The organism is Streptomyces sp. NPDC005494, assembly GCF_042872025.1.
Lineage (GTDB): Bacteria > Actinomycetota > Actinomycetes > Streptomycetales > Streptomycetaceae > Streptomyces.
The window spans coordinates 607,832-632,725 of the sequence record NZ_JBIAJR010000002.1 but is presented as its reverse complement, the minus strand read 5'-3'; the positions used below and the strand labels follow the sequence as shown (position 1 = coordinate 632,725).

Genomic DNA, 24,894 nt, shown 5'->3' with positions numbered 1-24,894 from the left:
AGACGGCTGGGCGGGAATCCGCTCACAGAAACCGGGCCTCTTTAGTCGGTTACGTCCATTTATTTCCGATATATCCCCTTGCCCCGCTCCAGGGCTCCCCGCCCGCAGGCCGTACCGTGGGGGCAGCGGAGTAAGCCAAGCCTTACCCCGCTGCACTCTGCCCGTGGTCGTCCGCCCTAAGGAACAACACTCCATGACACGCCCCGTCCGCGTCGCCATCGTCGGAGCCGGTCCCGCCGGAATCTACGCAGCGGACGCGCTTCTCAAGTCCGAGGCCGCCCAGGAGCCGGGCGTATCGATCGACCTGTTCGAGCGCATGCCCGCCCCCTTCGGCCTGATCCGGTACGGCGTCGCTCCGGACCACCCGCGGATCAAGGGCATCGTCAAGGCGCTCCACCAGGTCCTGGACAAGCCCCAGCTGCGGCTGTTCGGCAACGTCGACTACCCGAACGACATCGGCCTGGACGACCTGCGGTCCTTCTACGACGCGGTGATCTTCTCCACCGGAGCCGACGCCGACCGCGCGCTGGACATACCCGGGATCGATCTCGACGGTTCCTACGGCGCCGCCGACTTCGTGGCCTGGTACGACGGCCACCCCGAGGTTCCGCGCACATGGCCGCTGGAGGCCGAGAAGGTCGCCGTGCTCGGCGTGGGCAACGTGGCACTGGACGTCGCGCGCATCCTCGCCAAGACGGCGGACGAACTGCTCCCGACCGAGATCCCCGCGAACGTCTACGACGGGCTCAAGGCGAACAAGGCCCTGGAGGTGCACGTCTTCGGACGGCGTGGGCCGGCCCAGGCCAAGTTCAGCCCGATGGAGCTGCGCGAGCTCGACCACTCGCCGAACATCGAGGTCATCGTCAACCCCGAGGACATCGACTACGACGAGGGCTCGATCGCCACGCGGCGGGAGAACAAGCAGGCCAACATGGTCGCCTCCACTCTGGAGAACTGGGCGATCCGCGACGTCGGCGACCGCCCCCACAAGCTCTTCCTCCACTTCTTCGAGTCCCCGGTGGAGGTCGTCGGCGACAACGGCCGCGTCGTCGCCCTGCGTACCGAGCGCACGGAGCTGGACGGCACGGGCAACGTCAAGGGCACGGGCCGCTTCACGGACTGGGACGTGCAGAGCGTCTACCGGGCGGTGGGCTACTACTCGGAGGAGCTCCCGAAGCTGCCCTTCGACGTCACCTCCGGCACGGTCCCGCACGCTGCGGGCCGCGTGCTGAGCGGCGACGAGCCGATGACCTCCGTGTACGTCACCGGGTGGATCAAGCGGGGTCCGATCGGCCTGATCGGGCACACCAAGGGCGACGCCAACGAGACGGTGGCCTGCCTGCTGGAGGACCACGGCGCCGGACGGCTCCCGGCCCCCGCGCAGCCCGAGCCCGACGCGGTCGTCGACTACCTGGAGCAGCGCGGCATCCGCTACACCACCAAGGAGGGCTGGCACCGTCTGGACGCCCACGAGCAGGCGCTCGGCGCCGCCGAGGGCCGTGAGCGGATCAAGGTCGTCGAGCGCACGGCCATGCTGGACGCGTCCGGGGCCTGACCCCGGCCCTGAGTTCCGCGCCCCCGGAGCCCTCCGCAAGGAGAGGCTGCGGGGGCGCGGCGCTGTGCGGCGCTCTGCCGTGGAGGTGCCGGAACGTCCGGCGCGCGCACCCGGGGGGTCGCTACGCTGTGTCCGCAGCACCTCGCGTACTTCTGCCGGTGGTACAGGCTGCCGGCCGGTGGGCCGACCGGCCCCGGACGGGTCAGGAACGCCTCGTTCTCGCCTTTCGCCGTCGGCGGGATCTTTCCTTCGGACAACGGCACCTTCGCGGTGTCGGTGACGGTGTCCACGGCGGAGGCAGGCCGCCAGGGCCGCCTGCGCGCTCGACGACCCCGTGGTCCTGCGGGCGCGATCGCACGTGCGACACCTCCTCCTGACGGACGACCAGGCGTACGGCACCGACGGAGTGCGCGCCCGTCTCGCGCACTGGCGCGAGGAACACCCCGATTTCGCGCCGGAGTTCGAAGGACCGGGGGCGGGAGGAGTGGGAGGCCGCGACGAGGGGGGCGACGACGTCGCGGCGCGCCGGAGCAGGCGGGGCACGCTCGGGGCCATGACCCCCGGCTAGCCACGGCGGCACGCGCCGCGCAAGCGGAACGCCGTGATCCCGAGGCCGTAGACTCGCCGAATGGCCAAGTACTTCGACGTGCACCCCGAGAACCCCCAGCGCCGCACCATCACCGGCGTGGCCGAGAGCATCCGGTCCGGCGCCCTCGTCGCCTATCCGACCGATTCCTGCTACGCGTTGGGATGCCAGCTGGGCAGCCGGGACGGGATCGACCGCATCCGGTCGATCCGGAATCTCGACGACCGCCACCACTTCACCCTGGTGTGCGAGAACTTCGCGCAGCTCGGCCAGTTCGTCCAGGTCGACAACGACGTCTTCCGCGCGATCAAGGCGGCGACACCCGGGAGTTACACCTTCATCCTCCCCGCCACCAAGGAGGTCCCGCGGCAGCTGCTCCACCCCAAGAAGAAGACCGTCGGTGTCCGGATCCCGGACCACACCGTGACACAGGCGCTGCTGGCCGAACTCGGCGAGCCGCTGCTGTCCAGCACGCTGCTCCTGCCTGACGAGGAGGAGCCGCTGACGCAGGGCTGGGAGATCAAGGAGCGCCTGGACCATGTGGTGGATGTCGTACTCGACTCCGGCGACTGCGGCACCGAGCCGACGACCGTCATCGACTTCTCCGGCGCGGAGGTCGAGGTCGTACGCCGTGGTGCGGGCGACGTGACGCGCTTCGAGTAGCACTGGGCACGCCGGAGCGGCCACCCCCTGGGCGGTCACACCGCGCTTCCGGCCGGCCCGCGGAGATGCGCGCACCCCCTGGCGCCTGGTTCGGTGGAGGTGTCCGCTCCGTACAGCGCCAGGGAGTGATCATGAGCGAGCAGGAAGACCTGAGGGGCCGCGCACAGCAGATGCGCGACAAGGCGAAGGACCTCGAAGAGGCCGCCGAGAAGGCAAGCGACCCCGCCGAACGCAAGCGTCTGCACGAGAAGGCGCACCGGCTCGAAGCCCAGAGCGAGCAGGCCAGCGGCATGGCGAGCGGGGACATCTACCCGATGGAGTAGGGCGGCCGGCGCCCTCGGCCCGGCCCAGGGCGGCGCGCTGGTCCACCGGCGGCGAAACGGTGGCCCCGCACTTGCCGCACGGAGGGGCACGTGTTAATACCGGACATGAGGCGACATGCGATGAATACGCGGAGGGCGGGGCACGGGCTCCCCTCCCCCGCTCCGCTCTCCGCCCGCGTTCCGCGAGGGGGAACCCGTGACGTACATGAGGTGGCAGGCGTTCCTGGAGGCCGTCCAGGACAGGGGCGCCTATCCGTCGGCTCTGGAGGCGGAGCGCGCCTCGCGCGTGGTGCTGGCGCTGCTGGGCGCGCACCTGGTGGGCGAGGAGCGGGCCGAGCTGGCGGCCGGACTCCCGGAGACCTTCGCGCTGATCCTCCTCAATCCGCTGCAGGCCGCCGAACCGCTCAGTCCCGAGAGGTTCGTGCGCGCGGCAGCCGCCTGGATCGAGGGCGCGACCGAGCAGACCGCCGCCTGGGACACGAGCGCCGTGCTCAGCGTGGTCGCCGACGCCGCGGGCGAGGAACTGCTGGAACGCCTGCTCCTCCAGCTGCCCCCGGGCTACGACCTCCTCTTCGGCCATCCCGGCAGCACCTGAGGTCCAGAACCGGCAGGGGCCGGTGCAGTCCGGGGGTCAGCGCAGCCCGGCGATCGTGGCGAGTCTCCGCATGGAGTCCACGAGCGCCTCGCGGTCGTACGTACTCGTGGTGACCAGCACCTCGTCGGCGCCCGTGTCCTCGAGCACCAGCTCGAGTTCCGCCGCGACGGTGTCCTCGGTGCCCGCGACATGGCCGCACAGTCCGTCCTCGAACAGCCCGCGCTCCTTGTCCGTCATGTCCAGAGCCTCGATCCGCTCGGCCGGGGCGAGCGGCGGGAAGGAGCCATGGGTACGCGCGTACGCCATGGACCAGGCCTCCGGGACCAGCAGCCGCCGCGCGTCCTGCGCCGAACCGGCGACGGCGACGGTACCCGAGACGATCACGTACGGCTCACGGGCCCATGACGAGGGGCGGAAGGCGGCGCGGTACTCCTCGACCGCGCGTATCAGCCGGTCGCGGCTCCGGAGGTCCCCCACGACGAGCGGCAGGCCTGCCGCCGCGGCGATCGAGGCTCCGCCACCGGTCGCCAGGACGAAGGGAGGGACGGTCAGCCCTTCGACGGGGCGGGCGTGGACCTGGGGGTACTCCTGCTGAGAGCCGTCCAGCCAGCCGAGGAGTTCGGCGAGCTGCCCGGCGAAGTCGTCGGCGTCGCCCTTGCCCCGGCCGAGCGCCTTGCGGATCCCGTCGGTGAAGCCGACCGAGCGCCCCAGCCCCATGTCGATCCGGCCGGGGAAGAGCGAGGCGAGAACCCCGAACTGCTCGGCGACCACGAAGGGCTGGTGGTTCGGGAGCATGACCCCGCCGGTGCCCACCCTGATGGACGAGGTCGCGCTCGCGACGGCGGCGGCCAGCACCGTCGGCGCCGACCCGGCCACGCCGGGCACGCTGTGGTGCTCGGACACCCAGAAGCGGTGGTACCCGAGAGCCTCCGCCGTGCCGGCGAGCGCGACGGTGTCCCGCAGAGCCTGCGGACCGTCGTGCCCCTCGCGGGTGCGGGAGCGGTCGAGGAAGGAGAAGCGGGTCGATCCGATGCGTGGGCTCACGCCTCTTTCAACACCGCGGGCACGCCGGGATTCCCCTGGCGCGGCGCGAGGTCACGCCCGGACCGCCGTCCCGGCGGCTTCGCCCGGAGCGTCACGGAGTCCGAGCCGCAGATGTTCGACGTGGTAGAGGGCCTGGTCCAGCAGTTCGGCGACGTGATGGTCGTAGAGGGCGTACACGATCGAGCGTCCCTGCCGCTCACCGGCGACCAGTCCGAGATTCCGCAGCAGGCGCAACTGGTGGGAGCAGGCGGACGGTTCCATCTCCACCGCTTCCGCGAGGTCACCGACCGCGCAGGGCCCCTCCTGGAGTCGCGCCAGAATGCGCAACCGGGAGGGGGTGGCCAGGGCCTGAAGGGTCTCGGCGACGCCTGCCGCTCCGACGGCGTCCAGACGCTCGCGGGTGGTGGCGTTGCTCTGCTCGTCGCGTCCGTGGCCCATGGCGTCCATTCTACGGATGACACATGAAAGACTGTTCATATATTCCTGTACGGTGACGGGTAGCCGTTCCCATCGCCCGTGAGGGGTCTCTCCGTCATGCCCGCTGCTGTCATCACCCGCCCCTCGCGCACCGCGAACGCCGGTGCGGGCGCCGTACCCCGGCGTCGCACACGCGTCCTCGCCCTGTCGGAGGCCCGCTGGGCCGGAGCCGCCCTGGCGCTGTTCCTGCTCGCCCTTCCGCTGCAGCTCGCCGGGACCCCTGGCTGGGCATGGGGGCCTCTGTACGCCCTCGTCTACGCCGCCGGCGGATGGGAGCCGGCCCTGTCGGGGCTGCGGGAGCTGCGCGAGAAGGTCCTGGACGTCGATCTGCTGATGATCGTGGCGGCGCTGGGCGCCGCCTCGATCGGGCAGGTCATGGACGGCGCACTGCTGATCGTCATCTTCGCGACCTCGGGCGCACTGGAGGCACTGGCCACGGCCCGCACCCAGGACGCGGTGCGCGGCCTCCTGGATCTGGCCCCGGCCACCGCCACCCGCGTCGTCGAGGGCGGCGAGGAGAGCGTCGCCACCGAGGACCTGACGGTCGGCGACGTCATCCACGTCCGGCCCGGGGAGCGGGTCGGCGCCGACGGCAGGGTCGTCGGCGGGGCGAGCGAGGTCGATCAGGCCACCATCACCGGCGAACCGCTGCCCGTGGCGAAGGAGCCCGGGGACGAGGTGTTCGCCGGAACCCTGAACGGCACGGGCACCTTGCGGGTCGCCGTCGAGCGAGATGCCTCCGACTCCGTGATCGCCCGCATCGTGGCGATGACGGAGGAGGCGTCCCGGACCAAGGCGCCCACCCAGTTGTTCATCGAAAAGGTCGAACAGCGCTACTCGCTGGGGATGGTGGCCGCCACTCTGGCCGTCTTCCTCGTCCCCCTGGGCTTCGGCGACGACGTGACCGGCAGCCTGCTGCGCGCGATGACGTTCATGATCGTGGCCTCCCCCTGCGCGGTGGTCCTGGCGACCATGCCGCCGCTGCTGTCCGCCATGGCGAACGCCGGGCGCCACGGAGTCCTCGTCAAGTCCGCCGTCGTGATGGAGCGGCTCGGGCAGGCCGACGCGGTGGCGCTGGACAAGACCGGCACCCTCACGGAGGGCACCCCGCGGGTCACCGCCGTACGCCCCCTGGCCGGCGCCGGGATGAGCGAGGACTCGCTGCTGGCGTCGGCAGCGGCAGCCGAGCACCCCAGCGAACACCCCTTGGCCCGCGCCGTGGTGGACGCGGCACAGGCACGCGGCCTGACGCTCTCCCAGGCCGAGGACTTCTCGTCGGCGCCCGGCACCGGAATCGTGGCCAGCGTCGACGGCCATCGGATCACGGTCGGCTCCCCCGCCCGCCTGCTGCGCGACATCCCGGCGTCCGCCGGCGCCGCTGCCGTCCTCGTGGCGGGCGAACTGGAGGAAGGCGGCTGCACCGCGGTGGTCGTCCTGCGGGACGGCGTGCCGGTGGGGGTCCTGGGGATCGCCGACCGTATCCGGCACGACGCCGCCCGGACGGTCGCCTCGCTGGCCCGCCTGACCGGCAGCTCGCCGATGCTGCTGACCGGCGACAACCCGCGCGCCGCAGACCGGCTGGCGGCCGAGGCGGGCATCACCGACGTCCGCGCGGGGCTCCTCCCCCAGGACAAGGCCGACGCCGTGAGGGAAGGGGAGCAGACCGGACACAAGGTGCTGGTCCTGGGCGACGGCGTCAACGACGCGCCCGCACTGGCCGCCGCGCACATCGGGATCGCGATGGGGAAGGCGGGCTCCGACCTGGCGCTGGAGACCGCGGACGCCGTCGTCATCCGCGACGAGCTGGCCACGGTGCCCGCGGTGGTCGCCCTGTCCCGGGCGGCCCGCCGCCTGGTCGTGCAGAACCTGGTCATCGCCGGTGTGTTCATCTCCGTCCTGGTCGTCTGGGACCTCGTCGGCCATCTGCCGCTCCCGCTCGGCGTCCTGGGACACGAGGGCTCCACCGTCGTCGTCGGCCTCAACGGTCTGCGGCTGCTGCGCGATTCCGCCTGGCAGCGGGCCGCCCGTCAGGGCGGAGCACCCGAGCCTGCGCCCTCCCGGTCCGCCGCCTCCGCCGGCTGACCTCCCGTCACCGCGAGGCCGCGGGACACCCGCGTGGGGCACCGCTCAACCCGGCGCCGGCGCCCCACGACCCGCCGCCCACACCACCACTTGTCGGGCGCTATATCCGATATGCCGCTAAGGTCCCCTCGTATCTGCATCGCATGAGGGGACCAGATGACCAGCTCTCGCACCGGGTCCGACGTCCCTGAAGGACCCACCACCGCGGTCAAGATGTCGCTGCTCACGCTGACCACGATGGTGGTCGGCTCGATGGTCGGCGCCGGAGTCTTCTCCCTGCCGTCCCGCTTCGCCCAGGAGACGGGCGTGGCCGGGGCCCTGATCGCCTGGGCGATCGCCGGTACGGGCATGCTGATGCTCGCCTTCGTCTTCCAGACACTTGCCGTACGCAGGCCCGATCTCGACGCCGGTGTCTACGCCTACGCCAAGGCCGGCTTCGGTGAGTACCTCGGGTTCTTCTCCGCCTTCGGTTACTGGGCGAGCGCCTGCGTGGGCAACGTGACGTACTGGGTGCTGATCACGTCGACCGTGGGGGCCGTCTGGCCTGCTCTCGGCGACGGTGACACCGTGCCGGCCGTCGTCGTGTCCACTCTGGGGCTGTGGGCCTTCTACCTGCTCATCCGCCGGGGCGTGAAGGAGGCGGCGGCCATCAACAGGGTGGTCACCGTGGCCAAGGTGGTCCCCATCATCGTCTTCGTCATCCTCGCCCTGTTCTTCTTCGACGCGAAGGTCTTCGCCGACAACTTCGGCGGCGCGGACTACGCGGGCTCCCTCTTCAACCAGGTCCGCGGCACCATGCTGGCCACCGTGTTCGTGTTCCTCGGGGTGGAGGGCGCCAGCGTCTACTCCCGCCACGCGAAGCGACGGGAGGACATCGGGCGGGCCACCGTCCTCGGCTTCCTCAGCGTCTTCGCCGTCTTCGCGTCGGTCACCATCGTGTCGTACGGCATCCTGCCGATGGGCGTGATCGCGGACCTCCGCCAGCCCTCCATGGCCGAGGTGCTGGAGGCGGCCGTCGGGACGTGGGGGCAGGTCTTCGTCAGCGTGGGGCTGATCATTTCGGTGCTCGGCGCCTATCTCGCATGGACGCTGATGGCCGCGGAAGTCCTCTTCGTCGCCGCCAAGGACGACGACATGCCGCGCTTCCTGCGCCGCTCCACCTCCGCCGACGTGCCCGTGTCGGCACTGCTGATGACGACCCTGCTGTCCCAGGTCGTCCTCGTCATCACCCTGTTCTCGGACGACGCCTTCAACTTCGCCCTCGATCTCACCAGCGCCCTGTCCCTGATCCCGTTCCTTCTCGCCGCGGCGTTCGCCGTCAAGATCATGGTGCGCCCCGACGAACTGACGAAGGGCACGGGGCACGGACGGGACCTCGTCGTGAGCGTCGTCGCGACGCTCTACACCGCGTTCCTGCTGTTCGCGGCGGGGCTGAAGTTCGTCCTGGTGTCGTTCATCGTCTACGCCCCCGCCACCATCCTCTTCGCCATGGCCCGCAGGGAGCAGGGGCGGCGTGTCTTCTCCCCCGTCGAGCTGGTCATCTGCGCGATCTCCATCGCGGGAGCGGCGCTCGGTGTGATCGCCCTGGCCGCCGGATGGATCAGTCTCTGACCGGTCCGGTTCCGTCCGGCCTCTCCCCGAAAGAAAGGCAGCCCACATGTCGAACATCTCCGCCACGGACGCGCCTGTCAGGCACGGCGTCCACTCCGAGGTCGGCAAACTGCGCAAGGTACTCGTCTGCGCGCCGGGGCTCGCCCACCGGCGGCTCACCCCGGGCAACGCCGGCGATCTGCTCTTCGACGACGTGATGTGGGTGGACAACGCGCAGCGCGACCACGCCGACTTCGTCGGCAAGCTCCAGCAGGGCGGCGTCGAGGTGATGGAGCTGCACGACGTCCTGGCGCGGACGATCACCGAACCTGCCGCCAGGTCGTGGCTGCTGGACCGCAAGATCACCGCCAACGAGGTCGGCCTCGGACTCATCGACGCGACCCGTGCCTATCTGGAGTCACTGCGACCACGTGAGCTCGCCGAGTATCTGATCGGCGGTCTGGCCACCGCCGACCTGCCGGAGGAGTACCGCTCCGGCTACCTCGCCCTCGCCCGCGAGTCGACGGGCGTCCGCGAATACCTGATGCCTCCGCTGCCCAACACGCTCTACACGCGTGACACCACCTGCTGGCTGTACGGAGGGGTGACCCTCAACCCCCTGTACTGGCCCGCGCGCCACGACGAGACGCTCCTGATGAAGGCGGTCTACCGATTCCACCCGGACTTCGCCGGCAGCACCGTCTGGTGGGGCGACCCCGAGCAGGAGTGGGGCCAGGCCACCTTCGAGGGTGGCGACATCATGCCCGTCGGCAACGGCGTCGTCCTCATGGGGATGAGTGAACGCACCTCCCGGCAGGCCATCACCCAGGTCGCCGCATCGCTGTTCCGGCAGGGGGCCGCCGAGCACGTCGTGGTGGCGGCCATGCCCAAGCTGAGGTCCGCCATGCACCTCGACACCGTGTTCACGTTCGCCGACCGCGACCTCGTCACCGTCTATCCGAAGATCATGGACGCGGTCCACACCTTCTCCCTCCGTCCGAGCGACAGAGCGCCGGGGGTGGAGGTCGTCGACGAGGGTTCGACGCCCTTCACGGACGTGGTGGCCAGGAGTCTGGGCCTGCCGGCCCTGCGGGTCGTCGAGACGGGCGGCGACGTGTACGCCTCCGAGCGTCAGCAGTGGGACAGCGGCAACAACGCCGTCGCTCTCGAACCGGGCGTCGTATTCACCTACGACCGCAACACCCAGACGAACGACCTGCTGCGGGCTGCCGGCGTGGAGGTCATCACGATCGTGGGCGGGGAGCTCGGCCGTGGGCGGGGCGGCGGGCACTGCATGACCTGTCCGCTCATCCGCGAGCCGGTCGACTTCTAGGCCGTCCGCCGCCGGGCCGAAGCGCCCCGCCTGCCCGCCACGGCAGCGCGACGAAGTGGGATGTCCTTCGGATCGCGCCGTTCGGGCGCGATCCGAAGGACATCCCGCAACCGTCCCCCGGACTCAGCAGGCCTCGTCCGCCCGCGCCCGGAACTCCGCGCGGCTCACGACCTTTCCGTTTGCCCACCACTGCCCGGGCGACAGGCCCTCGACGTCCGCGCGCGTGAACCTGGTGAGGCCCTTGTAGCGCACGGTGTCGTCCGGCCCGACGACGAACCTCACCGAGTAGTCCCGGTCCGGTGCCAGCTCCGTGGCGGACCCCGCCTTGCCCTGCCAGCCGTCCGGGAGCCTGAAGAGGCTGAACTCCTGCTCGCCGGTGGCCGTTCCGGGCAGCTGGGCCGACCAGTCGTCCAGGGCCGCGGGGGCCGCCTCGTCACCCTTCTCGTCGCTCCTGAGGAGCAGGACCTCCCGGACGGGATCGTCCGAGCATGGCCGCAGCAGCGCCCGCACGTCTCCGTCCGGGCCCCTGCCTATGGCCACGAGCGGGCGCTCCGCCGGACTGCAGCCGGCCGCGAGCAGCACCAGGGCCACCGCCACGCCTGCGCGGGACAGTGTGCGCGCCGTCTTGTCTCTGCTGGTCACGGTGGCCCTCACCTCACTTCCGCTTCGATCCGCCGGTTACGGTACCGGCTTGCTCTTGTAGCCGCCCCAGTACAGGTTGGCGCCCTTCTCGAAGTTGTTCTCCAAGGCGGGGTCTCCGGTCTTCATCTGCGACTTGGCCGACTCGAGGCCGTAGTCGGCCGCGTACACGGCCGCGTTCGAGTAGGACGCCCACTGTTCCGAGTGCACCGCCTCGTGTCTGAGCAGATCGGGGCCGTAGCTGTCCGCGTACTTCTTGCCCTTGACCGCCTCCATGCGGGTGCGGATGCTCTTCTCGTCGTTGAGCCGCTGGTTGAGCCCGCCCTTGCCGTACGGCACGAAGAGCACGTCGCCGATCGTGATGGGCTGGTCGCCGGCCGGCGAACCGCCGTAGCAGATCACCTGGCTCTTGCCTGCCTCGCAGGTACCCCCGCTGTAGGCAGTGATGGCCATCGCGTTCGCGCCGTTCAGATTGTTCTCCAGGCGGCCCTCCTCGAGCAGCAGACGGGACAAGGCGCTCTTCTTGTCCACCCAGCGGAGAACCTTGCCGATGACTTTGCCCAACGGGGCGAGCCCGTTCCAGCCGCTGCCGGAGTTGGAGTAGGGAGGAGGGGAGGGCGCGGCCTGCGGCGAAGGCGAGGGCTCCCGGTGGGATTTCTTCTTTTTCTTCTTCTTGCCGCCCTTGTCCCGCTCCTTGTCCGCCGTGTGGCAGACCGGGTCATAGGGGTTGACGTCGCAGCGGGTGAGACCGGACGGGTCGGTGTACCCGATGGGGTTGTTCCCCGAGTAGCTGTACGAGTTCAGCCCTTGCGGTGCCATGGGGTCGGTCAGCGCGTCGGTCGACAGGAACCGGCCGAGGTCGGCGTCGTACATTCGTGCCCCGAGCAGTGACAACCCCGTCGAGTCGTCCTCGGGCTTGCCCACGAAGCCGCGGTCGAGCCCGTCGGGCAGCCCGGCGGTCGTCCCGCGCTGCTTGCCGAACGGTGTGTAGCGGCGGCGGGTCACCACCCCGGCCATGGTGATGACGAGCTGGACGGACGCCTGGCTGTCACCGAGCAGCCAGGACAGGACGCCGTTGGCGGAACCGTCCGCGGTGCGTGTCGCGACCTCGGTGTCCGCCGCCGAGTAGAGACGGGTCGCCTGCGGGGCGGCGGTGCCCTTCTTGTGGATCTCGTGCCCGTCCACGTAGAGCACCTTCTCCTGCGGCGAGGTGCGCAGCAGTACGTTCCCGTCCACGTCGTAGACGTATGACGACGTCTCGGGACCGGTGCTCTTGTTCTGCGTGATGCTGCCGATCCTGTTCAGCGCGTTCCACTGAAGTGTGGAGCTGATCCCGCCGACCGTGCGCGAGGTCATGTGGCCGGCGTCGTCGTAGCCGAAGGTGTCGGCTCCGGCGCTGGTCACCGCGTGCGGGCGTGGCTGGTCGGGGGTGTACGTCGTCTCGTCGGCGCTGTAACCCGGGTACGTGTAGTCCTTGGTCGCCGAACCGCTCGCGGTGGTGTCGGTGACCGACTGGATGTTGCCCATGCGGTCGTAGCTGTACTTGGTCTGGTAGGGGTCGGGGCCCGTGAAGTCCGACTTCGGGGTGGACTCGCACGCCGTGGAGGCCGTGGTCCAGGCGTCGGTGAGGCGGTCCAGGTCGTCGTAGCGGTAGCACTGCTGCTGGTTGTCGACGGTGGCCCGTTCGGCGATCGTCTGACCCGTCAGGTCCCTGCTGTAGATGTCCTCCTGGGCCTTCTTCGTGGTGGACCCGGTGACGACGTTCGTCGCGACGCTCCTGAGCCAGCCGGTGCCGTTGGTGTCGTCGTAGCCATAGGTCCGGGTGGCCTGCGAGCCGGTACCGGAACTGCCCAGGGACCGCGAGGTGAGCCGGCCGTAGTCGTCGTAACCGGTGCCGGCGAGGTAGGTCCCGAGCGGGCTGCTGAGCTTGTCCACACGGCCCTGTGCGGTGTAGCCGGTGGTGACGGTCTCGGCGGGCAGGCCGCCGATCGCCGGGTACCTCACCTCGGTGCTGTGGTCCGCCGCGTCGTAGCCGTAGCCGAAGGTGTAGGAGCCGTTCAGCCCGGACCCGTCGTCCGGCACGGTCATCGTCTTCGAGGTCGTCCGGCCGCGCGCGTCGTAGGAGTTGATCTTCACCGTGTACGCCTTGCCGCCCGCGTAGCTGGTGGAGACCGCCGCCTTGCCCTTGCCGCCGGTGGCTGTGTCGTAGCTGATGTCACTCAGCAGAGACGTGCCCTGCCTGGTCTTCGTCTTGCGCCCGAGGTTGTCGTACTCGTGGGTGAGCACGGTGTTGTTGCCGTCGGTGGTGGTGAGCACCGCGCCGTTGCCGTCGTAGGTGGTGGTGGTGAGGCCTGAGTCGGGTTCGTCGGCGGTGAGCCGGTCGCCTGCCCAGTTGTAGGTGTAGTGACTGGTGTTGTCGCGGGAGTCGTGGATGTACTTCAGGCCACCGCTGCGCGTGTGCTCGTACTTCGTGGTGTTGGACTCGGCGCCGATGTGCTCGACGATGCGGTCCGTCCGGCCGTAGACGTCGGTGTAGGTGTAGGTGGCCACGTTGTCGGCGTCGAAGGTCGTGGTCAGGTCGGCCCCGGTGTAACGCGTGACCGATTTCGCGGCCGCCTGGGGGGCGCCCTTGACCTGGATCTGGGAGAGCGTGGTCCGGCCGGCCCAGTCGGCCTCCAGGTCCGTGTAGGACTGCAGGTCCGCCACCGCCGGGTTGACCAGGCCCGATCCGGCGGCCTTGTCGTTGTAGAAGGCCGCCGAGGTACCGGCGACGTTGCCCGAGGAGTCGTAGCGCGTCGCCGTCACGATCCGGCCGGTGCCGGACGGTGCGGGCTCCTGCTGCTCCCTGATCCGCCCCATGCCGTCCCCGTAGGTGACGGACGTGGTGTACGTACTGCCGGACTGCAGCGTCTGCGAGGTCGCCTTGAGCGGGGCGCCCGTGGCGACGTCGGGGACGCCGGTCTCCGAAGCTGCGACCGGGATCTCGTAGGCGAACTTCATCGACGGGTTGCCGTCGGGGTAGTTGCCGGCCTCGGTGGGCTTGAAGACCTTGGAAAGACGTCCGACGGCGTCGTACACGACATGGGTGGTGGCGCCGTTCTCGTCGACCTCCTTCCACGGTTCGCCGAAGAAGCGCGAGACGTACTCGGTGGTGGTCAGCGGGGTGCCGCTGCCGGTGCCGTCAGGGTCCGGGCTCGTCGTGGTGATGCCGTTGACGGGCCAGGAGGTACTGGGGTTGAAGGAGGCGGTGGTCAGGTTGTTCTTGGCGTCCCAGGTCTTCACGGCGCGGCCGGCGTCGTCGAACTGGCTCCTGGCGGAGCGGAAGGCCGAGGCATCGGTGTACGTGCGGGTCTCGGTCGCGTTGCCGTCGGTGAGCGCGGCGTCGTTCCCGGCGAGCGAGGGGGCCCCGTCGTACAGGGTCACCATGTTCTTGTCCTGGTGCAGCGCGGGGTTGCCGGCGGCCTGGTCCTCGGCCTGGGCGGTGCAGGAGACGGTGTAGTGCCGCTCCTCGTCCTGGTAGACCATCCACCGCCTGGTGTGGGTGCCGTCGAGTTCCCCGGTGTTGTAGGCGCGGCCGTACTCGGTGCAGTGGTTGTCACTGACACCGGTCTGGCCCCAGTCGTCGACGCGCATCGGCAGACCGAAGGTGGTGCTCGCGGCCTGGTCGTTCTCGTACTCGTTCTCGACTATGTGCTCTCGCCAGGTGGCCAGGTCGTCCGTGGACGTGGACACCTTCTCCAGGGTGCGGGTCTTCTTCTCGCGTACGAAGCGGGCGTCGGGCAACCCCACGTACTGCGCGGTGTTGTACGTCCAGTACTCGTGCCACTCCCGGCGCTGCGCCTTGTCCTCGTGGTCGCGCTCGGAAGTCTCCAGGGTCTGCCCCGAGAGCCAGGCGGAGTCCGTCCACTCGGTGCCCTCGGAGTCGGTGACCTTCACCGCGCGGGTCTTGGCCGGGTCGGCCTTCTCGGTCCGGTCGCCGTCCAGGCCCCGGTAGAGCCAGTGGTACGTGGAATGCTTGTTCGACCCGGCGCCGGTGGTCACGAGGACCTTGCCGTAGCCGCGCCACTCGGTCCAGGACTCGTCCTCGTCCTTGGCGATCGGGTCGGCGCTGAACCGCCAACCGGGCGCTCCGTCGTACTCGTACTCGGTGGTCATCGCGGGATCACCGTCGGCGAGATCCCCCGGGTCGACGACGACCTTCTTCACCACGAACTTCTTGAACCAGCCGGTGCGTTCGCTCTCGGCGCCCTCGGGCACCCACTTCTGCCAGAAGCACTCGTACTTGTTGTCCGACTGGCTGGGCAGGTTGTTCTCGTCGCACTGCCTGTCGATCGCGCCGCTGTCGTCGGTGGCATGACCGTAGGTGGCCGAAATCGTGGCTCCGGTGTCGGTGAACACCTTGTTCACACGGCGGAAGCTGAGCTCGCCGGCGCCGACCTTGTTGTCCTGCCACTCGCCGTTGAAGTTGATCGTGGGCTGGGTGATGTCCCCGCCGGAGTAACTGCGCCGCTGGATGTAGTCCAGCCAGAGCTGATCGCCCACCGCGCCGGCGGGGTCCATCAGGGCGTACTTCATCTGGTACTGCCGGACCGTGTCCCAGGCGGCGTCGTTGTTGTCACGCACCTTGACGTTGATGTCCCACAGCATTCCGCGCAGGAAGAACGTGGGGTAGTACGTCTTGCCCGCGCAGGACTCACCGTCCTCGGGGCCGTCGCAGATCAGGTCGACCGGAACGTCCGGGTACGAGGCCGGCTTGGCGTCGATCGTCGGGCAGTCCGGTGTCACGTTGTCGAGCGGGTCCTTCTCGGACATGCGCTCCACACAGCGGTTGACGTGCTGGAAGTCGACCTGAGCGGGGAGCTGTGCGTTCGGGATCTGGGAGGACCAGCCGTAGTCGATGCGCTCCAGGTACGAACCCGCGTCGTAGGAGCGGGCCTTGTCGGCGGCGGCGACCGAACGGTAGAAGTTCTGCTCCTTCTTGTAGAAGTAGACGTTCTCCACCTCGTTCGGGGTGACCACCCGGTCCAGGTTCCAGCGCCAGGCCTGCTTGCACGGGCTGGGGAAGGACGCCTTGCAGGGCTCACCCGCGTCGTCGCCGACGACGGGCACGGTCAGGACGGAGTCGGTCTTCTCGTACTCGCCCGCGTTGTTCTTCCGCTCGGTGCGGCCCCAGCCGAAGTAGTGCCGGGTGCCGTCCTGTTCGGTGACGACCCAGAACTCGTCGGTGTTGTCGCTTCCGTAACCGCCGTTGAGCTTCTGCACCTTCCAGCCCGGGTCGCCCTGGAGGTGGAAGGACCCGGTACCCGTGTTGTCCTGGATCAGCTCGGACGTGGTGCCGTTCAGGTTGATGACGTAGACCGAACCGTTCGGGTCCTTCTCCGAGTTCGGCGAGTCCCAGCACAGGTCACCGAAGCCCGGGTGACCGTCCTGGGTGCAGTTCTTGTAGCGCCGCTCGATGTAGCCGACGTTCAGGTCCCAGCCCATTCCGGTCCAGGACGCCTGGTTGTTGGAGGCCGATGTCCGTCCGTCGATGTCCTGGCTGTTGTAGTCGAGCGAAAGTTCGGGTGCCTCGCCGACGGGCGGCTCGGGCACCTCGATCGGCACCGAGTAGGTGAAGGCACCCGAGCCGAGCGAGACGTCCCACTTGCCGGTGGGCGACAGGGTGCTGGCCCGGTAGTCGCCCTGGTCGGAAGAGGAACCGGAGGCGAGGGCGTACACGGCGGGCTCGGCGAACGCCGCCATGCCGGATATGCGCTCGGTCTGCGGGGCGGCCTCGACCGTCGCGGTCAGGGTCTGCGCGGCGGTGTCGTTCTTCGCGTCGACGTAGGTGACGTCCTGGCAGCGCCGCAGTCCGGGCGTGGTCGCCGCGCAGGCGGGCAGTCCGATCAGGCGGGCGCGGCCCGCGAAGTCACCGCCGTAGGCCTTGGCGAAGCCCGAGTAGTCGATGGCCAGTTCCACCGGGCCGGCGGTGGTGCCGCCGTCCTTGCGGACCACTCGGACGCCCAGGCCGAGACCCCCCACCCGCTCGACCTGTTCGCGGTCCAGGACCTGCACGTCGACCTTCGACGGGGCTTCCGCCGTCGCCCTGCTCGTCTTCGCGCTCTCGACCGCCCGGACCGCGACCACGGAGGTCGCTCGGCCACCCCCGGCCGCCAGGTCCACCGTGGCCGAGCCCCGCTCGGGCCAGGTCACCTCGGGAGCTCTTGTCGTCGAGGGCTCCTGGGCGGACGGCACCGGCGAGTCCAGCGCCTGGGCGGGCACGCTCGGCTTGTCACCGTCCGGAAGGTTCGCGGCCATCGCGGTCGGGGCGAGGGTCACCACCGAGAGCAGTCCAGCGATCAGCCCCTTGACCACCAGCGCGGACATACTTCGAGAACGTACTGCTCCCACGGAATCCCCACCCCAACTGCTGCTTCCGCACGCGCTCCGAGCCGAGAGAGAAGGGCCGCAGCACGAACTGCGCCAGGTGTTCGGCACAGCGACCGTTGACATTAGGGAAGGGCTTTCCATCATGTCCAGATCAATAAATGTGCACATCAGGCACGGAACTCACGCAATCGGGTTCCAGAACCTTCACTTCACGAGTACTCAGGGCCCCGCGCCTCCCCCACGGTGGAGGGCCGCTGGGCGAGCACGGAGACGGCGGACTCAGCCCGCCGGACCCGGACTCCCGCGACGGGGGCAGCACCTGATGGATAGCACCTGATGGATCATCAGATCACTTCCCCAGCCGGGATTCCTCTGACAGGATCCTGTCACCCGCGCCGGTATGCGCCGACCTCTACGTCATGGACGGTGTGCGCGGACCATCGCCCATCACCATGGAGGACCCGTGTCGCGCGCACAGTGGATCAAGGGAGGGAGCGCCGTCGCCGCGCTGGCCCTCACACTGCTCACCACAGGCACCCCTGCCGTCCACGCGCAGGCGCCCCAGGGAGCCGGCAGCGCGTCCGCCGAGGGGTCCCGGGCGATCTTCAACAACCCGCTCGGCACGGCCACCGAGCAGGAAGCCATCCGCACGCAGCTCCTGCAGTACATAGGCAGCAGCCCGGCGGGCTCCTCCATCAAGGTGGCGCTCTACCATTTCTGGGATCAGGAGCTGGCGCAGGCGCTGGCCGACGCCCACACCCTGCGCGGCGTCGACGTGAAGATCGTCCTGGACGAGAGCAGCGTCAGCTCGCGCCCGGACGACCCGAGTTACGGGGTACTCGAGCAGGCACTCGGTGACGACACCCAGCTCGGCTCGTTCGTCACCCTGTGCCCGGCGGGGAAGTCGTGTCTGGGACGGCCGGAGTTCGGCAAGTCCATCAACCACAACAAGTTCTGGCTGTTCTCCCAGGTCGACGGCGCGGCCGATGTCGTGGTGCAGACCTCCTCCAACATGTCGCCGTCCGCGTACAGCGCGTTCTGGAACGACGCGTACGTGCTGACCTACAACACAGGCATCTACAACGCCTACGGCACGTACTTCGACGCCCTCGTCGGCAAGAACTGGTCCACCTGGAAGTACACCAGCGCCAGCTTTTCCCCGTACAAGGTCTACTTCTTCCCCTACTACCCGGGCACCGGCAACAGCACGGACACGATCTGGAACACCCTCGACAACGTCACGTGCAACTACACGGCCTCGGACGGGACCGCGAAGCACACGAAGATCCGTGTCGGCATGTTCAAGTTCACCCGTCAGGGTGTCGCGGACAAGCTCGTGGCGATGAAGAAGGCCGGGTGCTCGGTGGAGCTCGTCTACAGCGAGACGGACAGCGCCGACAGTTCGGCCGACGGTGCCACGCCCGGCACCTGGGAGACGCTGCACTCGGTCTCAGGATTCGCCCCGGTCTGCTACAACGACGACCACGACGGCAAGGCGTCCACCAGCAACCGGATCATCCACTCGAAGTACCTCCTGATCGACGGCAAGTACGACGGCACCGTGAAGCGGGTCATGTGGACCGGCAGTCACAACTACTCGGGGCCCGCGCTGCGTGAGAACGACGAGGCGCTGCTCAAGATCGACATCGCCTCGGTCCACGACGCCTATGTGGCCAACTTCAACACGGTCAAGGCAGCGGCCCTGCCGGGAACCCTGGACGACACCCGTGGCTGCAAGGGCGTCGTCAGCCAGCCGGAATAGCGATGCTGCCGGGGGCCACCGGCCCCCGGCCTGCTCACCAGGGGCGTACGTACTCGGCCGGGCAGGCCGGCCGCGGGCTCTGCCGCGCGGCGCCGCCTCGTGCCGGCACATACCCACGGGGCTCAGCAGGTGCGGTACACGTAGCCCTTCTCGCCCGCCGGGAGCACGTCGAGGTCGCGCAGCACGAGCGAGATCCGGTCGCCCCAGCCGGCGCAGCTCTCCTCGAAGCCCACGTCCCCCTCGCCCTCGTACTCGATGGCGAAGACCCGGTCGTCGTAGGCGTCGGCGTACGCGTCGCACTCGTCGAACTGGGCGCACTCCTCCGTCACCGCGAAGTCGAAACCGATCGCGTCGTGCCGTCCGAGCAGATCCGTGGTGTTCTTCTGACCGATCGCCAGGCCCTCGTCGTGCGCCCGCTCGGCCAACTCGGTGGCGAATGCCGCGTTGTGAGCCTGTGTCAGCCCTCCTCCTGAGCGCTCGAAGGAGTCGAGGTTGTCCGGCTCCACAGCCTGGAAGCCGCTCTCCGCACAGCCGTCGATCCACTCCCCCACGATCTCCGCGAGCTGCGTACGCCTGGCGGCCGTCGAGGTGTCCAGGAGCACCTCGTCCCAGCCCTCGTCGATGATCAGCTCACCGTCGTCGTCACGCAGCAGCAGGTCCGGATGGGTGCTCTTCCACCACTCCAGCGCACCGGGCTGCGTCTGGAAGGCGTTCACGTAGCAGACGTTGTAGAGACCGGGCGCCGGTTCGTCCTCGCGGTCGCGGGACACCGCCCGCACCCCGTCCGGTGGCGTGTAGCCCCCGCCGATCTGATAGTCGAACCGCATCCCGGCCGTCGGCAGGAGCACGCCGGCGGACGCAGCCGGCCGCTCGGATCCCGCGTCACGGGGAGTCTTCTCCACGACCGAGCATCCTGCCAGCATGCCCGCCCCGAGGACGGAGACGAGCCCCGCAGCCACCGCGCGTTCAAGGCGAAGGAGCGGGGAAAGGACGTGGCGGGCCACACAAGTCTCCAGAGGTCGGGGACCCGGGCGACGGACCGGATCCGGAAGAGGTGCGCCCATCCTCCGTCACCGTCGCCGGGAGCGGCCCTCCGGGGGGCGGTGCGTCCTCGCTGCCCCGCGACAGCACGCCCGAACGCCCCGGGCTGGGGGTGAGACGCCGCGGCCCGTCGGCCGGGGAGAGGCCCACCTGCGGCGCGGCACCATGGAGGGCCGTCGCGCCGCAGATGCACCTGCTCGGGCACCTTGCCCAGGCACCCCTGGAGTGGAGCGTCAGCTCACCGTGATGCTGGAGCTGCCGCTGCTCCGATAGCCCTCGGTCGCCATGATCATGTAGTAGTTGAAGCTGCCCAGCGGCATCCCGTAGCGGGCCCACGCGTCGAAGTGGTTGCCGGCGGTGATGCTGCCGCCCGTCCGCTTCGACTGGCGAACGCTCCAGTACTGGTTGAACGTCTTCGTCCCCTCGACGGAGGGGGCGTTGACCCGGGTGGTCTGGTACACGTCGTACGTGCCGCCGTCGCTCGTGACCGTGCCCTTGTACGTCCCGGTGGGGCGGTAGGTCCCCCAGTTGTCGACGATGTAGTACTCGACGAGCGGGTTCGCCGTCCATCCGTAGAGCGTGAGATACGCGTTGCCGGACGGGTTGAAGCTGCCCGAGTAGTTCACGGTCCTGCGCGCGCCGTTGGCCCAGCCCTTGCCCGCGACGAAGTTCCCGCAGTTGGTCCACGAGGTCCCGTAACGTCCGCCGGACGCCAGGTTCATGGAGACCGAGCCACCGCCGTCGGTCCAGAACGAGTAGTAGTACCCGTTGTCGGTACCCGTCTGATTCGTCGTGATGACGGTGTCGGCGTGTGCCGCACTCGGCAGCATCAGCCCGGACGTGGCCAGCGTCAGAGCGCCGGCCCGGCCGATGAATCCCCTGCGACTCATCGGGCGGGTGGGGGTGTTGTCCATGGTCACGCTTCCTCCTTGTGTCGGCTCGTGGGAAGCCGGGTGACATGTGGGGGCACGACAGCCCCGCACCGGCCGGAGCGGTGGCGGGCGCGTATCGGGCGTCGTGCAACGCGACCGGGGGCGCGGCCGGTCCTCGTGCGACCGGCCCCCGGATTCCGGGTCACCACGGCGACCCGGGTCGCCGTCGCTTGTGGCCTGGCGATGCCGACAGTTTTGAACTGACCCCGTCAACTGTCAACAGTTTCTGCGTCTCTGACGAAACTGCCGGGCCTCACCGACCGGCCCCCGAGGAGGTGTTCACGCAGCTCACAGCTCATTCCTGGTGGCCGTAAGCAATTTCGCACCCCCGAATCCTTCGACCTCCCTCCTCATAGTCCGCGATCCTGGTGCCGAAAGTTTCGAACTGCTTTCGATCGCTGCACCGGCCCCGTTCCGCCGTCAGACCACCCCGGACCCCAGCGAGGCGACCTGGGCCAGCAGAGCTTCACGTCCGATGGCATCGGCGCGGGTGGACGGGACGGTGCAGGCGTAGGCCCCTGCGACCGCGCCGTACAGGGCGGCACGCCGGGGGTGTTCACCGCTCAGCCGGCCGAAGAGGAATCCGGAGGCGAAAGCGTCCCCGGCGCCGTTGGAATCCACCACGGGGGCGTGCGGGGTGACGGCGGGAGTGTGCGTCAGCTCGCCGCCGTACAGCACGTACGCCCCCTCGGCTCCCGCGGTGGCGACGACGATTCGCGCCCTGCCGCGCTCGGCGATGTCGCGCATGGTCCGCTCCGGATCGGCCAGGGCCGCGGTGGAGAGGAAGACGATGTCGGCCTGAAGGGCGAACGACTCGTGGTACGGGTTGGCGCCGTCCCAGTCGTGCAGGTCGGTGGACAGGCTCACGCCGGCCTCCCGGAGTACCGGCAGAGCCGCCCCGCACGGCTGGGTGATGACCACGTGCGCGTGGCGGGCGGCGGAGGCCAGGGTGCGGACCGTCGCCTCGTCGAAGCGGTCCGAGTCCCGCGCGCGGTCGGCGTCGTACAGGGACAGGCGCCGCCCGTCCGGGCCGACGAGATTGACCGCGCGCTTGGTGCCGCCCGGCGCGGGCACCGACGTGAGCGGAATACCCCGGTCGCGGTGGAGGGCCCTGACCAGGTCACCCTCGTGGTCGTCCCCGATCATGTCGAGGTGGTGGGTGCGCAGGCCGAGGGCGTGCAGCCCCACGGCGACGAAGTCCCCGCTCTGGCCCGCACGGGTTTCGATGCCGGGTCTGATCATGTAGCTGTCGGCGTAGGGAAGGGGCAGTTCGGGGACGTGGACGATGGTGTCCACACCCGCGCCGCCCAGAACGAGGACATCGGTGCTCTGCTGCATGAAGGTGATCGTGCCTCTCGGTCCGGATTGCTGGTCATGTTCTGCGGTCTGACGGCCCGGTACATCACGACGCGCAGGCCGGTACGTGCTCCGGCCTGCGCGTCGGCGACGGTGGTGTGGTGTCCGGCGGTCAGCCCGCCTCGGCTCCGACGTGGAGTGCCAGCGCCGTGTGGGCCGGCAGCGCGGCGCTGACCGTGCCGTCCTCGCCGACCGTGACGGTGGCACCGTCGCAGCTGTCCGCCGGCGCCACGGCGACATTGCAGTAGGTGCCGCCCGGCAAGGAGGTCGTGAAGGTCTGCTCCAGAGCCCCGTCGCCGTTGTTGAGCGCGACGAATCCCTTGTCGCCGCGGCCGAAGGCGATGGCGCCACCGCCGTTGTCCCACCAGTGGGTCAGCTCCGCGGCGCCCACCGCGTTACGGAATCCGACCAGGCCGGTGATCGCCTGCTGGGCGTGCGTGCCGGTCCAGCCGTCGGCATCGCTCGGCGGGCCGGCGTCCTTGTCGGACCACTCGTAGCCCGAGTACACGTTGGGTGATCCGTACGGTGAGGCGAGCATGAAGACATTGGCCAGCGTGTACACGGCGCCGTCCTTGTACGTCAGCGTCGAGCCGTTGCGTTCGGTGTCCCAGTTGTCGACGAACGTGCGGGCGGAGCCGCCGGTCAGCTTGCCCTCGGCGACGGACTTCAGCTGGGCGAGATCTCCGCCCTGGAAGGCGCTCTTGAGGTGGCTCCCGTAGCGGAACTCGTCCACGTCGCCGATCCCGGCGTACTCCTCGGGCTGCACCGCCTCGCCGCCGCCGTGGATGACCTCGGAGACCCAGAAGCCCGGGTCGTCCATCTTCGCCTTGATGGCGGCGACGTCGTCGGCCGCCATGTGTTTGGCCGCGTCGACGCGGAAGCCGTCGACGCCCATCCCCCGCAGATCGTCGAGGTAGGCCGCGATGGTGGAGCGGACCTCCTCCTTCCCGGTGTCGAGGTCGGCGAGTCCCACCAGTTCGCAGTTCTGGACGTTCCCTCGGTCCGTGTAGTCGCTGATGTCCGTGCGGCAGGTGTGGAAGTCGGCGTCCTGGAAGTACCCCGGGTAGCCGTACTTCGTGTACGCCGTGCCACCGGTGCCTGTCCCGGACCCCGCCGCCATGTGGTTGACGACGGCGTCCGCGATGACCTTGACGCCTGCGGCATGACAGGCCTCCACCATGCCGGCGAAGGCGTCGCGGTCGCCGAGCCGGCTCGCTATCCGGTAGCTGACGGGCTGGTAGGAAGTCCACCACTGGTCACCCTGGATGTGCTCGGTGGCCGGCGAGACCTGCACGTAGCCATATCCCGCCGGTCCGAGTCGGTCGGTGCAGGCGGTGGCCACGTCGGCGTACTTCCGCTCGAACATGGTGACGGTGACGGTCTTCCCGCCCGGCGGTGTCGCCTGGGACTGCCAGGGGGCGAGGGTGGTGAGGCCGACGACGGCCATGACTCCGGACAGCGTTCCGCCGAGCAGGCGGAAACGGTGCTGCATGTGCGGCTCCTTCGACATCAGGGCACAGGCGTGCCCTCGAAGACAGCCACGCGCCAGGCTGCCGTGGGGGGAACGTTTGGGAGCCTGCCCCGCTGCGCGTACCGCCGTCAAGGAATTCTGCAAGACCTTTCAACGCCTTGCGCAAATTCCTGCAGTTGCCGGCCGGAGCCACCCCACACGCTCCACAGAGCCGTGGCGAGCCGCACCGACCGACACCCGCGCTCCGCGTGAGGGCAGGCCCTTGCGCCCCGCACCCACCCTTGGCACCAGGTGGCACCACATGGCGCCACCTGGCACCACTCTTCGGCACGGCAGACACCACGACACGCATGGCACCACCGTCACCCAGTCCCCCACTGCAGCATTCATGCAGGTCAGAGCCGCCTGACGAGCCTCACGGCCGACTACACCCTCGAGAGGGTTGCGCGTGGTGCCACTATGGTGCCATGATGGCGTCATGGACCTCACCCCGTACGTCGACACACTCCGCCGAGAACTGGCGGTGGCCGCCGAAGCCGGAGGCGAAGAAGCACGCGAGCTGGCAGAGAGGCTCACCGCTCCCCTGGAGTCGGCGACTCGTCTGACCCTGCTCAACGTGCTCTCCGCCGCGACCGACGAGATCACCCGTGAACTCGCCCCGGGCTCGGTCGACGTACGACTGCGGGGCCTCGATCCCGACTTCGTGGTGACCCTGCCGCCCGCCGACAGCGGCGGCGCCGCGGAGCCGGCCGCGCCCGTCGAAGCACTCGGGGCCCCGGCTCCGGCCGACAGCGACGAGAGTGCGACCGCCCGCGTCAACCTGCGACTCCCGGCCCATCTCAAGGCCCGCGCCGAGGAGGCCGCCACCCGCGAGGGCCTCTCGGTCAACGCGTGGCTGGTCCGCGCCGTGTCGGCCGCGGTCGACAGCGGCGGCGGCCGGCCGCACACGACGGAGCGGTCCCAGACCGTCGGACAGAGCTTCACCGGCTGGGTGCGCTAGCCGCGCCCGACCCCAGCACGTCCACCCATACACGTCCCACCAGCGGGGACGCCCTGATGCCTCAAGAGGACGGGAC

Annotated in this window: 18 protein-coding genes; 10 read left to right on the top strand and 8 right to left on the bottom strand. The window is 69.6% G+C overall.

Annotated features, from left to right (window positions below; all coding sequences use genetic code 11):
- Window positions 1-193: 193 nt before the first annotated feature.
- The 5 genes from ACFYQ6_RS08540 to ACFYQ6_RS08520 all read left to right on the top strand — a co-directional run bounded on the left by ACFYQ6_RS08540 (window position 194) and on the right by ACFYQ6_RS08520 (window position 3,722).
- Window positions 194-1,555: an FAD-dependent oxidoreductase gene (locus tag ACFYQ6_RS08540; RefSeq protein WP_388761745.1), complete on the top strand. Its 1,362-nt coding sequence runs from the start codon at window positions 194-196 to the stop codon at window positions 1,553-1,555.
- 358 nt (window positions 1,556-1,913) lie between these two features.
- Window positions 1,914-2,123, top strand: a complete 210-nt coding sequence (locus tag ACFYQ6_RS08535) for a hypothetical protein (protein ID WP_388761742.1) — start codon at window positions 1,914-1,916, stop codon at window positions 2,121-2,123.
- A gap of 60 nt (window positions 2,124-2,183) precedes the next feature.
- Window positions 2,184-2,804, top strand: a complete 621-nt coding sequence (locus tag ACFYQ6_RS08530; protein ID WP_388761739.1) for an L-threonylcarbamoyladenylate synthase — start codon at window positions 2,184-2,186, stop codon at window positions 2,802-2,804.
- Window positions 2,805-2,935: 131 nt separating this feature from the next.
- The gene (locus tag ACFYQ6_RS08525) at window positions 2,936-3,127 is read left to right on the top strand and encodes a DUF6381 family protein (protein WP_388761736.1); all 192 of its coding nucleotides are present in this window, start codon (window positions 2,936-2,938) and stop codon (window positions 3,125-3,127) included.
- Window positions 3,128-3,332: 205 nt separating this feature from the next.
- On the top strand, window positions 3,333-3,722 hold the full coding sequence (locus ACFYQ6_RS08520; RefSeq protein WP_388762235.1) for a DUF2267 domain-containing protein: 390 nt from the start codon (window positions 3,333-3,335) through the stop codon (window positions 3,720-3,722).
- A gap of 36 nt (window positions 3,723-3,758) precedes the next feature.
- Here the strand turns inward: ACFYQ6_RS08520 and ACFYQ6_RS08515 are convergent, their stop codons facing one another.
- On the bottom strand, window positions 3,759-4,766 hold the full coding sequence (locus tag ACFYQ6_RS08515; RefSeq protein ID WP_388761733.1) for an MsnO8 family LLM class oxidoreductase: 1,008 nt from the start codon (window positions 4,764-4,766) through the stop codon (window positions 3,759-3,761).
- 51 nt (window positions 4,767-4,817) lie between these two features.
- Entirely contained in the window at window positions 4,818-5,204 is a 387-nt protein-coding gene (locus ACFYQ6_RS08510) for an ArsR/SmtB family transcription factor (protein WP_388761731.1), read from the bottom strand.
- A 96-nt stretch (window positions 5,205-5,300) separates the two neighbouring features.
- Between ACFYQ6_RS08510 and ACFYQ6_RS08505 the strand changes: the two genes are divergently transcribed.
- The 3 genes from ACFYQ6_RS08505 to ACFYQ6_RS08495 all read left to right on the top strand — a co-directional run bounded on the left by ACFYQ6_RS08505 (window position 5,301) and on the right by ACFYQ6_RS08495 (window position 10,248).
- Window positions 5,301-7,325: a heavy metal translocating P-type ATPase gene (locus tag ACFYQ6_RS08505; protein ID WP_388761728.1), complete on the top strand. Its 2,025-nt coding sequence runs from the start codon at window positions 5,301-5,303 to the stop codon at window positions 7,323-7,325.
- Between the two features lie 156 nt (window positions 7,326-7,481).
- A complete protein-coding gene (locus ACFYQ6_RS08500) occupies window positions 7,482-8,936 on the top strand; it encodes a basic amino acid/polyamine antiporter (protein WP_388761725.1) in 1,455 nt (484 codons plus the stop codon).
- A gap of 46 nt (window positions 8,937-8,982) precedes the next feature.
- A complete protein-coding gene (locus ACFYQ6_RS08495; RefSeq protein WP_388761722.1) occupies window positions 8,983-10,248 on the top strand; it encodes an arginine deiminase in 1,266 nt (421 codons plus the stop codon).
- Window positions 10,249-10,371: 123 nt separating this feature from the next.
- Here the strand turns inward: ACFYQ6_RS08495 and ACFYQ6_RS08490 are convergent, their stop codons facing one another.
- Both ACFYQ6_RS08490 and ACFYQ6_RS08485 read right to left on the bottom strand, forming a co-directional pair.
- Window positions 10,372-10,890 (bottom strand): hypothetical protein, encoded by a 519-nt coding sequence (locus tag ACFYQ6_RS08490; protein WP_388761719.1) that lies wholly within the window; start codon window positions 10,888-10,890, stop codon window positions 10,372-10,374.
- Between the two features lie 36 nt (window positions 10,891-10,926).
- On the bottom strand, window positions 10,927-17,253 hold the full coding sequence (locus tag ACFYQ6_RS08485; protein WP_388761716.1) for an RHS repeat-associated core domain-containing protein: 6,327 nt from the start codon (window positions 17,251-17,253) through the stop codon (window positions 10,927-10,929).
- A gap of 466 nt (window positions 17,254-17,719) precedes the next feature.
- On the opposite strand from ACFYQ6_RS08485, the gene ACFYQ6_RS08480 reads away from it, so the two are divergent.
- Window positions 17,720-19,018 (top strand): phospholipase D-like domain-containing protein, encoded by a 1,299-nt coding sequence (locus ACFYQ6_RS08480; RefSeq protein ID WP_388761713.1) that lies wholly within the window; start codon window positions 17,720-17,722, stop codon window positions 19,016-19,018.
- Between the two features lie 122 nt (window positions 19,019-19,140).
- Here ACFYQ6_RS08480 and ACFYQ6_RS08475 read toward each other — a convergent pair whose 3' ends face one another.
- From ACFYQ6_RS08475 to ACFYQ6_RS08460, 4 genes are all read right to left on the bottom strand, one after another.
- Window positions 19,141-20,022, bottom strand: a complete 882-nt coding sequence (locus ACFYQ6_RS08475) for an endo alpha-1,4 polygalactosaminidase (protein WP_388761710.1) — start codon at window positions 20,020-20,022, stop codon at window positions 19,141-19,143.
- Window positions 20,023-20,292: 270 nt separating this feature from the next.
- Window positions 20,293-20,973 carry a glycoside hydrolase family 11 protein gene (locus ACFYQ6_RS08470; protein ID WP_388762232.1) on the bottom strand — a complete coding sequence of 227 codons (681 nt, stop codon included), beginning with the start codon at window positions 20,971-20,973 and terminating at the stop codon, window positions 20,293-20,295.
- A 438-nt stretch (window positions 20,974-21,411) separates the two neighbouring features.
- Window positions 21,412-22,329 (bottom strand): adenosine kinase, encoded by a 918-nt coding sequence (locus ACFYQ6_RS08465; protein ID WP_388761707.1) that lies wholly within the window; start codon window positions 22,327-22,329, stop codon window positions 21,412-21,414.
- Between the two features lie 130 nt (window positions 22,330-22,459).
- Entirely contained in the window at window positions 22,460-23,839 is a 1,380-nt protein-coding gene (locus ACFYQ6_RS08460; RefSeq protein ID WP_388761704.1) for an alpha-amylase family protein, read from the bottom strand.
- A 457-nt stretch (window positions 23,840-24,296) separates the two neighbouring features.
- Here ACFYQ6_RS08460 and ACFYQ6_RS08455 point away from each other — a divergent pair, with 457 nt between their 5' ends.
- Entirely contained in the window at window positions 24,297-24,818 is a 522-nt protein-coding gene (locus tag ACFYQ6_RS08455) for a toxin-antitoxin system HicB family antitoxin (RefSeq protein WP_388761701.1), read from the top strand.
- Window positions 24,819-24,894 lie beyond the last annotated feature (76 nt).